General features: G+C 67.8%; 10 protein-coding genes and 1 pseudogene. 3 read left to right on the top strand and 8 right to left on the bottom strand.

Annotated elements, in window-relative coordinates; translation table 11 throughout:
- Positions 1-33: 33 nt before the first annotated feature.
- Complete coding sequence (locus L0U85_RS16000) at positions 34-3009, bottom strand: UPF0182 family protein (RefSeq protein ID WP_241378755.1); 2976 nt, start codon at positions 3007-3009, stop codon at positions 34-36.
- Positions 3010-3081: 72 nt separating this feature from the next.
- Positions 3082-4056: a S16 family serine protease gene (locus L0U85_RS15995; RefSeq protein ID WP_241378754.1), complete on the bottom strand. Its 975-nt coding sequence runs from the start codon at positions 4054-4056 to the stop codon at positions 3082-3084.
- 247 nt (positions 4057-4303) lie between these two features.
- Here L0U85_RS15995 and L0U85_RS15990 point away from each other — a divergent pair, with 247 nt between their 5' ends.
- A complete protein-coding gene (locus L0U85_RS15990) occupies positions 4304-5572 on the top strand; it encodes a zinc-dependent metalloprotease (protein ID WP_241378753.1) in 1269 nt (422 codons plus the stop codon).
- A gap of 6 nt (positions 5573-5578) precedes the next feature.
- Here the strand turns inward: L0U85_RS15990 and L0U85_RS15985 are convergent, their stop codons facing one another.
- Both L0U85_RS15985 and L0U85_RS15980 read right to left on the bottom strand, forming a co-directional pair.
- Positions 5579-6100, bottom strand: coding sequence for a M48 family metallopeptidase (locus tag L0U85_RS15985; protein ID WP_347177460.1), 522 nt, complete (start codon positions 6098-6100; stop codon positions 5579-5581).
- Between the two features lie 178 nt (positions 6101-6278).
- Positions 6279-6443 (bottom strand): DUF5679 domain-containing protein, encoded by a 165-nt coding sequence (locus L0U85_RS15980; RefSeq protein WP_168801475.1) that lies wholly within the window; start codon positions 6441-6443, stop codon positions 6279-6281.
- Between the two features lie 239 nt (positions 6444-6682).
- On the opposite strand from L0U85_RS15980, the gene L0U85_RS15975 reads away from it, so the two are divergent.
- Positions 6683-7987 (top strand): AarF/ABC1/UbiB kinase family protein, encoded by a 1305-nt coding sequence (locus L0U85_RS15975; protein ID WP_241378751.1) that lies wholly within the window; start codon positions 6683-6685, stop codon positions 7985-7987.
- Positions 7988-8222: 235 nt separating this feature from the next.
- Here L0U85_RS15975 and L0U85_RS15970 read toward each other — a convergent pair whose 3' ends face one another.
- From L0U85_RS15970 to L0U85_RS15960, 3 genes are all read right to left on the bottom strand, one after another.
- Entirely contained in the window at positions 8223-8582 is a 360-nt protein-coding gene (locus tag L0U85_RS15970) for a WhiB family transcriptional regulator (RefSeq protein WP_277605906.1), read from the bottom strand.
- A 195-nt stretch (positions 8583-8777) separates the two neighbouring features.
- The gene (locus L0U85_RS15965; protein WP_241378750.1) at positions 8778-9089 is read right to left on the bottom strand and encodes a hypothetical protein; all 312 of its coding nucleotides are present in this window, start codon (positions 9087-9089) and stop codon (positions 8778-8780) included.
- Positions 9090-9265: 176 nt separating this feature from the next.
- On the bottom strand, positions 9266-11377 hold the full coding sequence (locus L0U85_RS15960; RefSeq protein WP_241378749.1) for an ATP-dependent DNA helicase UvrD2: 2112 nt from the start codon (positions 11375-11377) through the stop codon (positions 9266-9268).
- Between the two features lie 136 nt (positions 11378-11513).
- Between L0U85_RS15960 and L0U85_RS15955 the strand changes: the two genes are divergently transcribed.
- On the top strand, positions 11514-11768 hold the full coding sequence (locus L0U85_RS15955) for a glutaredoxin domain-containing protein (RefSeq protein WP_347177463.1): 255 nt from the start codon (positions 11514-11516) through the stop codon (positions 11766-11768).
- Between the two features lie 384 nt (positions 11769-12152).
- On the opposite strand, the pseudogene L0U85_RS15950 reads toward L0U85_RS15955, so the two are convergent.
- Positions 12153-12941, bottom strand: a pseudogene (locus L0U85_RS15950) (alginate lyase family protein); the annotation flags it as partial.
- Positions 12942-13867: the final 926 nt, after the last annotated feature.

Below are 13867 nucleotides of genomic sequence, written 5' to 3'. Positions count from 1 at the left end.
GGCCGTCGGGCGCTTCACGCATCGCTCATCCGGTTACTCCCCGGCCGCCTCCCTGGCGGCCTGGAGCTCGTCGAGCGCCCGGAACAGGTCGTCCAGCGCCCGGCCGATCTCCTCGTTCGTGCCGCTCGACTGCGCGTCCTCATATGCCTGCTGGGCGGTGAGCACGTTGTCGATCGCCTCGGCGACCTCCGGCGGGTCCTCAACGGGCGCCTCCGTGGTAGGCGCCTCGTCCGTGGGCTCGTCCGGCGGCTCCTCGCCCTCGGCGTCCGGATCCTCCTCGATCTCCTCGACTGCCGTCGGGGCCCCGGAGACGTACTGCTCCACCACCGAGTCGATCGCTTCCTCGAAGCCCTCCGCGTAGCCGACATAGCCGCCGTAGCTGACCGCGACGCGGCGCAGCAGCGGCAGCGTCGTGCCCTCGCCGCCGGACTGGCGGCGCAGGTACATCGGCTCCATGTACAGGATCCCGTCGCCGACCGGCAGCGCCAGCAGGTTACCCCATTCGACGGTGGTGCCCTGCTGCTGGAAGAGTCTCAGCTCCTCGGCGACGTCCGTGGTCGAGGTGATGATCTGGTGGACCTGCCCCACCGACTGGTCGTCGCCGCCGGCGACGTCGTACAGCACCAGCTGCGGATCGCCGTTCTCGTCGTAATAGGCCGACATGAGACTGGCGAGCGCGTTCTCGCGGTTGCGCGGCACGTACGTGCTCGTCAACTGGAAGTACGACTGCTCCTGGCTCGGGTACTGCGCGAACACGTAGTAGGCCGGCTGGGTGACCGCGTTGCCCCGGGAGGGGTCGTCCGGGGCCGCCCAGGCCTCGCCGCCTTCGATGAACGTCCGGGACTCGTCGACGTGGTAGCGCTGGAGGATGTTGCGCTGCACCTTGAACAGGTCCTGGGCGTAGCGGAAGTGCTCGGCGAGCTCGGCCGGGGTGTCCGCCTTCGGCGTGACGAGGTCGCCGCCGTAGATCTCGTTCCACGTCCGGAGGATCGGGTCCTCCTCGTCGAACTCGTACAGCTCGACCGAGCCGTCGTAGGCGCTCACGACGGCCTTCACCGACGAGCGGATGTAGTTGATCTCCTCAGAGGTCTGGTTGGCCACGCCCGAACCCGAGTAGGTGTCGTTGGTGGCCTGGGCCAGGTTGACCCGGTCGGAGTAGGGGAAGTTGTTCGTCGTGGTGTAGCCGTCGACGATCCACACGACCTCGCCGTCGACGACGGCCGGGTACGGGTCGGACTCGACGGTCAGGAACGGGGCGACGGCCTCGACGCGGTCGCGGACGTTCCGGTTGTACAGCAGCTGCGAGTCCTCGTTGATCTGGTCGGACAGCAGGAACCTCGGCTCCTGGAACTCCCAGGCGTACAGCAGCCGCCTGGTGATCGAACCGATCTCGACGCCGCCGTCGCCCTGGTAGGTGGTGTAGCGGTCGGAGCCGATCTCCTCGGCCTCGGGGTCGTCGGAGTCCTCGGTGGAGACCGCGATGTCGGCGGGCCGGTCGTATTCGCGCGGGGTATCGCCCTCGGGGACGCCCACGATCGCGTAGTCGTTGTTGAGCAGGCCGTAGTAGACCTGGGGCTGTTCGACGTCGAGGAAGTCGTCGGTGGCCTCGCACTGGCCGGCCTCTGCGTCGTCGGAGCGCATGACGCCGTTCATGAAGAACGGGCCGCCCGCGCAGTTGTCGCCGGTCGGCGCCGCGACGAAGCCCCACCCGTGGGTGTAGACGGTGTGTCGGACGGTCCAGTCCTGCTGCTCGCCGGTGAGCTCATCGGGGTTGAGTTCGCGGAGGCCGACGACGAAGTCCTCGGTGACCTCTTCGCCGTCCTCGTTGGTGTACGTGTACCGGTCGATGTCGAGCTTGTCGTTGAAGTCGTAGAAGCTTCGCGGCTGCTGGCGCTGGGTGAACGCGTCGGAGACGATGAACGGGTCGATCAGGCGCGTGAACGGCACCGTTCCGGTGTCGGTCTCCAGCTGCTCGGCGTTCGGGCTGGAGGCGACGGTGTACGTCTCCTGTGCGAGGTTCTCCATGTCGAAGGCGTAGCGGGTGCCGTTGATGGTGTGCTGCGCGTACGGTCCCTCACGCTGGGGCCGGTTGGGTTCGACCTGGAAGTTGCGGACCACGGCCGGGTAGATGCCACCGGCTGCGATCGCGGTGACCACGACGAGGCCGAGCGCTGCGCCCGGCAGCGCCAGGGATCGGGTGAAGCCCCAGGAGAACACGAGGATGACCAGGGCCGCGATGACGGAGACCCAGATGAGCGCGTTCTTCGCGTTGATGAGGGCGGTCATCTCGGTGTAGCCGCCGCCGACGATGTTGGTGACCTCGTTGTCCTGGACGGTGAAGTTGAACCGGTCGAAGTAGTAGGCGACGGCCTTGAGTCCGAGGAACAGCGCCACCAGGATCGACAGGTGGATGCGGGCGACGTTGGTCATGCGGTCGCCGGAGCCGGAGAAGCGCAGCGCCCCGTACAGGTAGTAGGCGCCGAGCGAGGCGAGGATGCCGACGACCACGGCCGCGAAGCCGAAGCCGATGAGGAACTCCCAGAACGGGAGCCGGAAGATGTAGAAGCCGGCGTCGACGCCCAGGACCGGGTCCTCCCAGCCGAACTCGCCGCCTTCGCGGAACAGCAGCCACGTTTCCCAGCGGGATTGGGCGGACATGCCGGCGAAGATGCCGACGGCCACGGCGGAGCCTGCGATCCACCAGCCGGCGCGCGGGGAGATGAGTTCTCGGTAGCGTTCGAGCCCCTCCTGTTCGGCGGTGGCCGGCCAGGTGTCGGGGCGGAAGCGCCAGGCGAGGTAGAGGTTCACGCCGACCCACGCGGCCATCGCGAAGGCGAACACCGCGAACAGGCCGATCCTCGTCCACATCATCGTGGAGAACACGGTCGTGTAGTCGACCGAGTCGTACCACAGATAGTTGGTGCGGAGGCTGACCAGCCATCCCAGCACTGACAGCAGCACTATGGCGCCCACGAGGAGAATCAGCACGTAGCGTCCTCGTCGGCTCATACGTGGGGGCGTGGGCGTCCGGTTCGCCACTCTAAGCAACTCCTTTGTGTCTCATCGAGCCGACGCAGGGCTTCAGCAGGTCTCGACTTGTTCACCAGCGTTGATGGACCTCAGTGCCGAGACTGCGTCCGCGAGGGTCTCTACCTTGACAATAGTCATGTTGTCGGGCGCTACCGAAGCGGCGTCCGGACAGTTCGCGGCGGGCGAAAGGAACACTTCGGCGCCGGCTTCCGAGGAGGCGATGATCTTCTGCTGGATGCCGCCGATGCCGCCGACGTTGCCTTCCGCGTCGATCTCGCCGGTGCCGGCGACGGTGAGGCCGCCGACCAGGTCCTCGGCTTCGACGAGGTCGACGATGCCGAGCGCGAAGACGAGGCCGGCGGAGGGGCCGCCTATGTCGAGGGCCTCGGTGTGTATCTCGATGCCGAAGGGGTCTTCGCGGGTGACTTCGAGCTCGGCGTCGCCGAGGGTGACCGCTTCGACGGTGGTCTCGGCGCCGTCGCGTTCGACGATGACGTCGGTTTCGCTGTCCGCGAAATTCTCGAGATCATCGAGCGAGTCGACGACGGTCCCGTCGACTTGGAGGACGGCGTCGCCTTCGAGTAGGCCGGCGCCGTCGGAGACGACGAGGATCTCGGCAGGCTGGCCGAGGAAGTCGAGAGCGGCCTGCTCGGCGTTCGTCTGGGACTCGGCCCAGTCGGCCTCCTGCTCGGCGCTGATCTCCTCCTGCGACTGGCCGGGCGGGTAGACCAGGTCGCGCGGGATGATCGCATTCTCATTGGACATCCAGAAGCGCAATGCCTGTGCGAGCGTGACGCTCTGCTTGACTCGCACCGTGGTCAGGCGCAGTTCGCCATTGGTGTCGTACTCGACGTCGGCGCTGATGATCTGCTGCTCAGTCTCATCCTCGTCGGTGACCACGCCGAGGACGTCCTCAGTAGGGCCAGGGCCCATGACCACGTACGCGACGTCCATCGACAGCGACTGCCAGGTCAGCAGGGCCACCAGTGCCGCGCCGAGCAAGACGGTTATTCCGCGCCTCTTCATGGCGGGAAGCCTACATGGCGCAAGCCATGTGGGCTTCCCGCCATGAAGCAGGAAGGCGCAGCATGGCGGGAAGGCCCGCGCAGCGGGCTCGCCCGACGAAGGAGGGCGGAACCTACATGGCGCAAGCCATGTGGGCTTCCCGCCATGAAGGCGTGGGCATCGTCCTTTCAGCTACGAGCGTGGGCACCCTGCGCCGTAGATCGCCAGGCCGTGGTTTTCAGGCGAGTCTCTGACGTACGGTTGGCGCATGGGCTCCGACATTCCATTCGGTTTCGGCAACTTGGGCGGCGACCTACCCGACCCGAACGACCCGCGGGTACAGCAGATGATGCAGCAGCTGCAGCAGATGATGGCTCAGTCGCTGTCGTCAGGACCGGTCAACTGGCAGCTGGCGAGGCAGCTCGCCGAGTCCGAGCTCGCTTCGGAGAACACCGTGGGGCCGGCCGACCAGTCCGCGGTGTCCGAAGCCGTGCGCCTCGCCGACCTCTGGCTCGACGGCGCCACTGACTGGCCCTCGGGCGTCTCGGCCACCGACGCGTGGACGCGGAAGCAGTGGATCGCGCAGACCGAGGAATCCTGGAAGCAGCTTGCCGAGCCGCTCGCCGCCCAGATGGGCGAGGCGATGCAGACGCTCGTGCCCGAGGAGATGTCCGGGATGCTCGGCCCGATGGCCGACCTCATGAAGGGCGTCGGCTCGGCGCTGTTCGGCGCGCAGATGGGCCAGGCGCTCGCGAAGCTCGCCGGCGAGGTGCTCTCCTCCACCGAGGTCGGGCTGCCGCTGGGCAAGACCGGCGTCGCGGCGCTGCTGCCGAACAACATCGCCGCCTATTCGGAGGGCCTTGAGCTCCCGGTCGAGGAAGTGCGGCTGTTCGTGGCGCTGCGAGAGGCCGCGGCGCACCGACTGTTCACGCACGCGCCGTGGCTGCGCTCGCACCTGCTTGGTGCGCTGGAGGCGTACGCGCGCGAGATCCGCATCGACGAGGCGGCCATCGAAGAGGCCATGGCGGACATCGACCCGACCGATCCCGAGGTCGCGGCCACGATGGAACTGAGCGAGATCTTCAAGCCCGAGGACACCGAGCAGCAGAAGGCGGCGCTGGCACGCCTGGGCACGACGCTGGCGCTCATCACCGGCTGGATCAACGTGGTGGTCTCGGACGCGGCCGCGGAGCGGCTGCCGACGATGGACCGGCTGCTGGAGTCGGCCAGGCGCCGGCGCGCGAGCGGTGGGCCGACCGAGCAGACCTTCGACGCGCTCGTCGGGCTCCAGCTCGACCCGGCGAAGGTGCGGGCGGCGAGCCAGCTGTGGAAATTCCTGGCGGAGGCGCGCGGCATCGAGGGACGCGAGGCGGTCTGGGCGCACCCGGACCTGATGCCGAGCGCGGCCGATCTTGAGCACCCTGAGGGCTTCGCGAGCGTCTCCGAGGCGCTGGGCGACCTCGACATGTCGATGTTCGACCAGCTCGCGGTGAACGACCCGAAGCCGCCCGAGGAGGACGAGAACGACGACCGGTAGCCGAGGCTATGCGCCCTCGGCGTCGGCGATCCCCTCGAGGTAGCCGCGCGCCCGCTCGGCCTTGGCGTATCGCCCGACCAGCTCCCAGAACGGCCGCGAGTGGTCGGGGTGGACCAGGTGGGCCAGCTCGTGGAGCAGAACGTAGTCGATGACCCACGACGGCATCATCGTGAGCCGCCTCGACAGGCGGATCGTGCCGTCGTCGGGCGTACACGAGCCCCAGCGCCGCTGCTGGTTGTCGACCCATTTGACGCTGGCCGGGGCAGCGCAATCGGGGTGGTCGGGGTAGTAGCGCCTGGCGAGCCGGACGGCCCTGGCCCTGAGTGCGGAGTCGCTCGCCCGGCCGTCGCGGGCCTGGCGGCGACGCAATCGTTCGAGCATGTGATCGATCCACTCGCGTTCCTCGGACTCCGAGAAGGCGTCGGGGATCATGACGACTACACGGCCTCGTTCTTCGTAGGCCGCTACAGTGGCACGGCGCCGGGATGAGCGCCGCACCTCAACGGGGGGATGGACTTTGCGCGCCATGAACGCACATTAATCCCTGAGGGTGACAATCGCATAACACGAAAGTCGTGATTATGTGGATAGAAGTGTGAATGTCATGAAAAATCCCCTCGCCAGTTTCCCGAATTATGGGATTCAGCGAGGGGCGGGCTACCTTTTGGCGACGCTTGCGAGCCGTGAGTCAGCCCCGCAACCGCGATCACGACGCCTTGCCGAGAATCCGGTTCATCTTGGTGCCGCAGACCGGGCACGTCCCCTTCGCCATCCGCCGACCGGAATCGGACACGACCACGTGACCCTCGAAGTCACGCTTCTCGCGACACTTGACGCAGTAGCCGTTGTAGGTCTCGGTTGCTTGAGCCACTGACTTCCCCCTTGATGTAAACGGTCACGCTGTGCAACCGTCCGGCCTCAGAATGCCACAAATTTCACGCGTGTAAGTCCAGGCGCGCCGCTTCACCCGTGCGAGGTACCCGCAGGCGTCCCTCTCGCATTCGCGGGGGCGTTTTCCGGCCCCGGCGTGAGAACATGGGGAATGTGAGCGACAGGCATGGAAACACCCATTCAGGGGACGACCTCCCCCGGCGAGCATTCTCACGGGGCATGAAGCTCGCCTCCCTGCCGCTGGGGCTGGCGGGGCGCGCCACGGTCGGATTCGGCAAGCGAGTCACCGGTCTGGCCGACGAGATCCTCGGCGAGCAGGCGCAGCGGCGCACCGCCGAGCACCTGTTCAGCGTGCTAGGCCAGCTCAAGGGCGGGGCGATGAAGCTGGGCCAGGCGCTGTCGATCTTCGAGGCGGCGCTCCCCGAGCACCTCGCCGCCCCTTACCGGCAGGCGCTGACGAAGCTGCAGAGCGCCGCGCCACCGCTGCCGGCCGCCAGCGTCCACGGCGTGCTCGAAGGCCAGCTCGGCGCGGACTGGCGCGAGCAGTTCACGCACTTCGACGACAAGCCTGCCGCGGCGGCGAGCATCGGCCAGGTCCACCGCGCGGTCTGGCACGACGGCCGCGAGGTGGCCGTCAAGATCCAGTATCCCGGCGCCGGCGACGCGCTGCGCTCGGACCTCCGCCAGCTCGCGCGCCTCGCGCCGCTGTTCAAGGTGCTGCAGCCGAACTTCGACGTCAAGAAACTCACCGTGGAGCTTCGCGAGCGGATCCTCGAAGAACTCGACTACGAGCTGGAGGCGGACACGCAGCGCCGGTTCGCCGAGGCCTACCGGGGCGACGACCGGATCCGCGTCCCCGAGGTCGTCCACGCCGGCCCCGAAGTGCTCGTGACCGAATGGATGGTCGGGACGCCGATAGCCGAGATCATCGCCGAGGGCACGCCTGAGATGCGCGACCGGGCGGGGATGCTGCTGACGACGCTGCACTTCTCGGCGCCCGAGCGCGCCGGACTCCTGCACGCCGACCCCCACCCCGGGAACTTCGCGCTGGGCGACGACGGGCGCCTCATCGTCTACGACTTCGGAGCGGCGGCCCGGATGCCGGGCGGCATGCCGATACATGTGGGTCGATTGACGAAGCTCACGCTGGAGGGCAAGGCCGAGGAGGTCGTCGACGGACTCCGGGAAGAGGGCTTCGTGCCGCCCGACCTCGAAATCGACGCGCAGGCGATGCTCGACTTCCTGCTGCCGATGCTGGAGCCGCTGGCCGCCGAGGAGTTCCAGTTCTCCCGCGAGTGGCTGCGCAAGGAGAGCGCACGGCTCACCAGCCAGGGGTCCGAGGCCGCGAAGCTCAACAAGCAGCTGAGCTTCCCGCCGTCGTACCTGCTCATCCACCGCGTGACGATGGGTTCGATCGGGGTGCTGTGCCAGCTCGGCGCCAGGGGCCGCTGGCGGGACATCCTGGAGGAGTGGCTTCCCGGCTTCGCCGATCCGACTCGCTCTGACGACGAAGGCCGAGCATGACAAGAGGGGCCCATCCCGAACGGGATGGACCCCTCTAAGCCAACGCATCCTCAGCGGCGTCAAAGCCTGGAATGCCCGGCTTCTTTCCATAGACTCCGCATTCGGATGCGACCCACGCGTCCGAACAGCAGGTTCGCCGTGCTGAGAGCCCGACCGCTCTCGACCTCCCCTGCGGGGAGTCCGAGGTCTTGGGAGCCGACGTCACGCTTGAGGTGGCGGCTCAGGTGCTCGACCGTCACGACACATTCACCCCCGCCAGCGCGAGTTCGGCCGTCCGCGCTTCGAGCTCGGCCTGCGCGGCCTGCTCGATGACGGCGGCGTCCTTGCGGGGCCGACCGCGCGGCCGCTTCCGGGCGACTACGGCGCCCTTCTCGAAGATCTCGCCGCCCCAGACGCCCCACGGCTCGTGCCGCTCCACGGCGCCGGTGAGGCAGGCCACGCGCACCGGGCAATCGGCGCACAGGGACTTGGCGAATTCGAGCTCCATGGGGGACTCCGAGAACCACAGGTCCGCGTCGTACTCACGGCAGGGCAGGTCGCTGCCGGTCTCGCAGGCCTGCTCGCGGAGCTCAGGTCCGATGAGGGTGTCGGTCATGAACTCGGTCTCCTCTCTCATCTCGTTCGGCATCTCAACTGGTCGCATGCGTGTTTGTTGAGGACTCAACTGCTTCGCAATCTGTCTCGTCTCGTGCTTTGCCTGGTTGTGGGCTTCGCGACCTGGCTGATGCCATAAAAAATGGCCGCGATCCCTGTGGCGGGAGTCGCGGCCTCGAGAGGTCCGATCGAGCTTCTATAAGCTCCTCAGATGTTCTCGAGGCGGTCTCCCGCGGGTGGCGCCGTGGCGCTTGTCGAGTCCGGTGCCCGGCCGGCCCCACTCGGACAGACCGAGTGCGATGCCGTTCCAAGCACGCTCAACGAACGTGGCAACGCCGATATCGGTGTTGTGGACATCCGTCGTGCCCTCGACCGTCGTGGGTTCGATGACGTCGGAGGGCACACTTGTGCCACGGAGCGAGGCGGGGACGGGCGCGAGCAGCCAATAGACGGCAGCAGACGGCATCGCCGTAACCGCTTCGTTGCCTTCAATGTCTTTGGTCAACATCACTGTCAGTCCCTCCTTCCTTCATCCGTGGTGGCCATGACTACTTCATCTCCTCTGCCGGGCGATGAGGCGCACACCTCACCCGGCAATCGATAACGCTACGCCCGCTTGCCTCGCGGGCGCAACGCCTTTTTCGGCGACTCGCCGAAGAAATTTCTTGCAAGCGGTCGCACGGCTCAGGTCTCTTCACTCGAGATCGTGAGGGAATCCGCTACCGAACCACCGTTCACCAGGCACAACACGGCCGGGCCGTACTTGTCTAGTTTGGATTTGCCGATGCCGTGCAGGGAGGCGAGCTCCGTGTCGGATGCCGGACACCGCTCTGCTATCGCGATCAAGGTCACATCCGTGAAAACGGTGAAGGCGGGTTTGCCGCCTTCCTTGGCGACCGCGATGCGCCACTCGCGCAGTCGTTCGAAGAGCTCTTCGTCCATTGTCGCTGGACAGTCGGCGCAGTGCCCCAGCTTGCGGTCCCTCGCTTCGGTCAGGGGTTTGCCACAGCCTGAGCAGTCGAGAACCTTCGCGGCCTTCTTGGTGCGCTGCCGCTGCCCGGGGGCCGAGGGCTCGGGCGCGCGCGGGAAGCCGCCGAGGCCGAGCGGGGCGAGGAAGCGGCTCAGCTTGCGTTCGCGCCCACCGGGGTTCCGCGACAGTCCATAGGAGAGTTGCAGCCACTCGCGTGCGCGCGTGATGCCGACGTAGAGGAGCCGCCGCTCCTCCTCCTGGGCCTCGTCGCTGCGGGCGAAAGTCGTCGGGAGCGTCCCGTCGGCCAACCCGACGAGGAACACCGCGTCCCACTCCAGGCCCTTCGCCGAGTGCAGGCTCGCGAGGGTCACGCCCTCCACGGCCGGGGCGTGCTGATCGGAGGCGCGGCGGCCCAGCTCGGCGCAGAACTCCTCCAATGTCGAGCCTTCGTACTGCTCGGCGAGACCGGCCAGCGCGGTGACCGCCTCGTACTGCTCTCGTTGGGCGCCGCCGGAGGGCGGCTCCCCGGGCCGCCAGCCGACGGCCTCCAGCGCGGCCGGGACCGCTTCGCGAAGCGGCAGGGCGCCTATGTCGGCCTTGGCCGCCGACCGCAGAGCGACGACGGCCTGGCGGACCTCGGGCCGATCGAAGAACCTGGCCGCGCCGGTGACTACGGTCGGGACGCCGTAGGAGGCCAGCGCCTCCTCGTAGGCCTGGGACTGGGCGTTGGTGCGGTAGAGGACGGCGATCTCGGAGGCGCTGGTGCCGTCGGCGATGAGCTGGGAGCAGCGCCGGGCGACCATCTCGGCCTCCTCGGCCTCGTCCTTGTACGTCTCGGCGAAGACTTCGCGGCCGCTCGGACGCTGGCCGACCAGTTCGAGCCGCATCGCGGCCTCGCGGCCCTTGGACTCGGCGATGATCTGGTTGGCGAGGCCGACCACCTGCGGGGTGGATCGGTAGTCGCGGACGAGGCGCACGAGGGCCGCGTCCGGGTGGCGGCGGGTGAAGTCGAGCAGGTACTTCGAGGTGGCGCCGGTGAAGGAGTAGATGGTCTGGCTGGCGTCGCCGACGACGGTGAGGTCGTCGCGGTCGCCGAGCCAGGCGTCGAGCAGGCGCTGCTGCAGGGGGGTGACGTCCTGGTACTCGTCGACGACGAAGAAGCGGTACTGGCTGCGGATGCGGTCGGCGGCGGCCTCGTCCTCGGCGATCATGTCGGCGGTGTGGGCGAGGACGTCGGCGAAGTCCATGACGCCGGCACGCCGCTTGCCCTCCGCATAGGCCGCGTAGACCTTGGCGACGTCCTCGGGGGCGGCCGGGGCCTCACGGCCGATCTTGGCGATGGCGGCGACGTAGTCGTCGGGGCCGATGAGGGAGGACGCTGCCCATTCGATCTCGGTGGCGAGGTCGAAGTTCTTGGCGCGGGAGGTCTTGAGGCCGGCGCGAGCGGCGGCGATGGCGACGAACTTGAGCGTGGAGTCGGCCAGGTCGGGTGTGCCGCCGCCGAAGTGGCGGGCGCCGAAGTAGCGGAGCTGGCGCAGCGCGGCGGAGTGGAAGGTGCGGGCGTTGACCCCGGAGACGCCGAGGGTGCGCAGGCGGTCGCGCATCTCCCCTGCGGCGCGGGCGGTGAAGGTGACGGCGGTGACGTGCTGGCCGCGCATGTCGCCGCGGAGGACCCGCCAGGCGATCCGGTGGGTGACCGCGCGGGTCTTGCCGGTGCCGGCTCCGGCGAGTATGCACACCGGCCCGGGGTCGGCGGTCACCGCCTCGCGCTGCTCAGGGTCGAGTTCGGCTAGGAGTGCATCGAGGTCCTGGTCGCGCGAAGTCACCCCGACAGTGTCGCAGAGCCGTGCGACACGATCCGGGGCCCGCCCGCCCGGCCGGACCCGAATGTGCGCCGGTCGACATGCGGATCGGAATGCCCCGGGGGTGTATAGCGTTATCGTTCTTGACGAAGGAGGATCCATGATCACCATGTACAGCACCACCTGGTGCGGTTACTGCAGGCGGCTGAAGATCGGGCTCGACAGGGAGGGCATCCTTTACAAGGAGGTCAATCTCGAGGACGATCCGGAGGCGGCCGAGTGGGTCATGGGCGTCAACGGCGGCAACCAGACCGTGCCCACGGTGCGCGGCTTCGCCCCCTCCGGCGAGGAGGTCGCCCTCACCAATCCCACCGTGCAGCAGGTGATGGACGCCTTCGCGCTGGATCTTGCGTGAGGATGACCACCGAAGCGGCTTCATGAGGCATGAGGAGGCAAGCCGTGGGGCCTGCCTCCCTCGTCTGCGAGGAGTGGGTCTGAACGGAGTCGCTCCTAACCGGGAGCAGGTGAGGGTGCCGAATCCGAGCGTGTCGTAGCCCCCGGAGTCGTGGCCGTAGTCTCCGCCGCCGCCCTCGGGGCCGTTCTGCGCGATCATCTCGGCCACATTGGGCATCGAGAGGCCTTGCCGACCGACGTAGTGGTGGTAGGCCCTCGCCCAGACCGGGCGCACCTGTCCGCGGGCGTTCTCGGAGATCACCGTTTGTTCGCGGTAGTCGCAGTTCTGGCCGGTGCCCCAGGTGTACTTGGTGTAGGGGACGTCCTTGCCGAGGTTGTAGCGGGCGACGTATTCGGCGGCCTTGGCGAAGGCGTTGTCCCGTGCCGAGTAGAGGTCGACGCCCCGGTTCCAGGCCATCTCCATGAAGTCGGCCATCAGGCCGATGCCCATGAGGGTGTGCGCCTGGTCCCGGCCGCTCTCCTGCCACTGGGCGAGGCCGTCGTCGTGGACGAACGGGACGGCGTTTTCGATCGCGCCGTTGCCGCCGCCGTTCCAGAAGTAGTCGACGGCGCGATCGAACAGGGACTCGTCGTCGGTGAGAATGCCGCAGGCCATGATGTTGGCCATGTTGCACAGGTCCCAGTTGGCCCAGTAGTTGGTCACGCAGGCGTCGTTGTGCTCGTTGAGGAATCGCTCGCTGAGCGGGTAGAAGACGCCGGTGACCATGTCGGCGAACCGGCCGAGGTCGAACCCGTCGACGTCTCGGACGAGTTCGGCGGCATTGCAGAACTGGTAGCCGTAGATGCCCGAGGCCAGGTAGCGGTCGGCATTGCCGGTCACTTCCTTCAGCCTCCCCGACCAGGCATTGAGGATGTTCACCGCGCAGTCTCGATGGGCGGTGTCTCCGCTCACGCGCCAGCGCAGCGCGTTCTGGTAGGCCGCGTGGATGTCGGTGAACATCTGCCCGTAGTTCGACCCTTCGCCTCCGCGGACCACCTTTTCCAGCGGCCGGGGCGACCAGTCGCTGTGGGATCGGCCGTTGCCGGTGAGCCGGTTCCAGCCGCCGGCCCAAGGCTCCTCGCCCGCATCGACTTTTTCGGAGATTCGGTCGAAGTCGGCCTGGGTGTGGAGCATCCGAGGATGGTCGGGTTCGTTCGGCACGGCATCGCCGCGGCCGGTGGTGCCCGAACTGCCGAAGTGTTCGGTGGAGGGGCTCGCGCTGGGAGAGACGGGTCCCTCCCTCGTGGGAGAGTGGCTGCTGCCGGCCGTGGGCGCCGCGGTGCCATCGACGTCGCTTGGACGGTTGGCGAGCCAGACGCCGACGAGGCCGGTCGCGGCGGTGCCGCCGCCGATGATCCCGCCCCGGATGAAACTGCGTCGGCCCATGGCGTACTTCAGGCGGTGTTTGGACATACTGCTCCTGGCTCATGTGATGCCCGCGGAGTTTTCGATCCGCTCCGCGAATGGGGGGCAGTGAACGATGCCGGGTGTGTTCACTGCCGGATGTGGCCGGGGCGCCGCTGCCCCGAACCGTCTTTGTGAGGCATTCTCACATATCGCAGATCTGAGGCGACCGCGCACTGAGAACGTTATCCGCGGCAGGGCGAGCCCGGCCGCGGAAGCCGCCGTTCACGCGCCCGGCCGTCGCGCCGGCTGCGCTGCTCGGCCCGAAGCCGCACCCGGGAGGTGGAACCGAGGCACCGCATACCGTCCCGACGGTTCGAGGAACCGTCCCTTCCAGTGAAGACTTGACGCTGACAAACCCGACAGCGGTCTGCTGGGGTGCGGGCTGCCAAATACTCGGCGGTGTGGACGTTGTCGGCCCACGACCCACATCGGCGCGCTGATTCGCGGGCCCCAGCTCAGAGCAAGCGCATACGACTCCGGCACCGAGCCGACCCCAGGGCTACGCGTCCGGGTGGAAGCACTACCGGCATTGCGATTCGATGACGGTACCGCGCTTGCCAACCCGTCGCCGGCGGAGGTAAAAGCCAAGCTCGGGTCTTGACTTGTGCCATATGCCGAGACTATGGTCACGTTTAGGACACAGAGCCGGTAAC

It is taken from the genome of Glycomyces sp. L485 (assembly GCF_022548875.1).
In the GTDB taxonomy this organism is placed as follows: domain Bacteria; phylum Actinomycetota; class Actinomycetes; order Mycobacteriales; family Micromonosporaceae; genus Glycomyces.
This window is presented reverse-complemented; position numbering and strand designations above follow the sequence as displayed.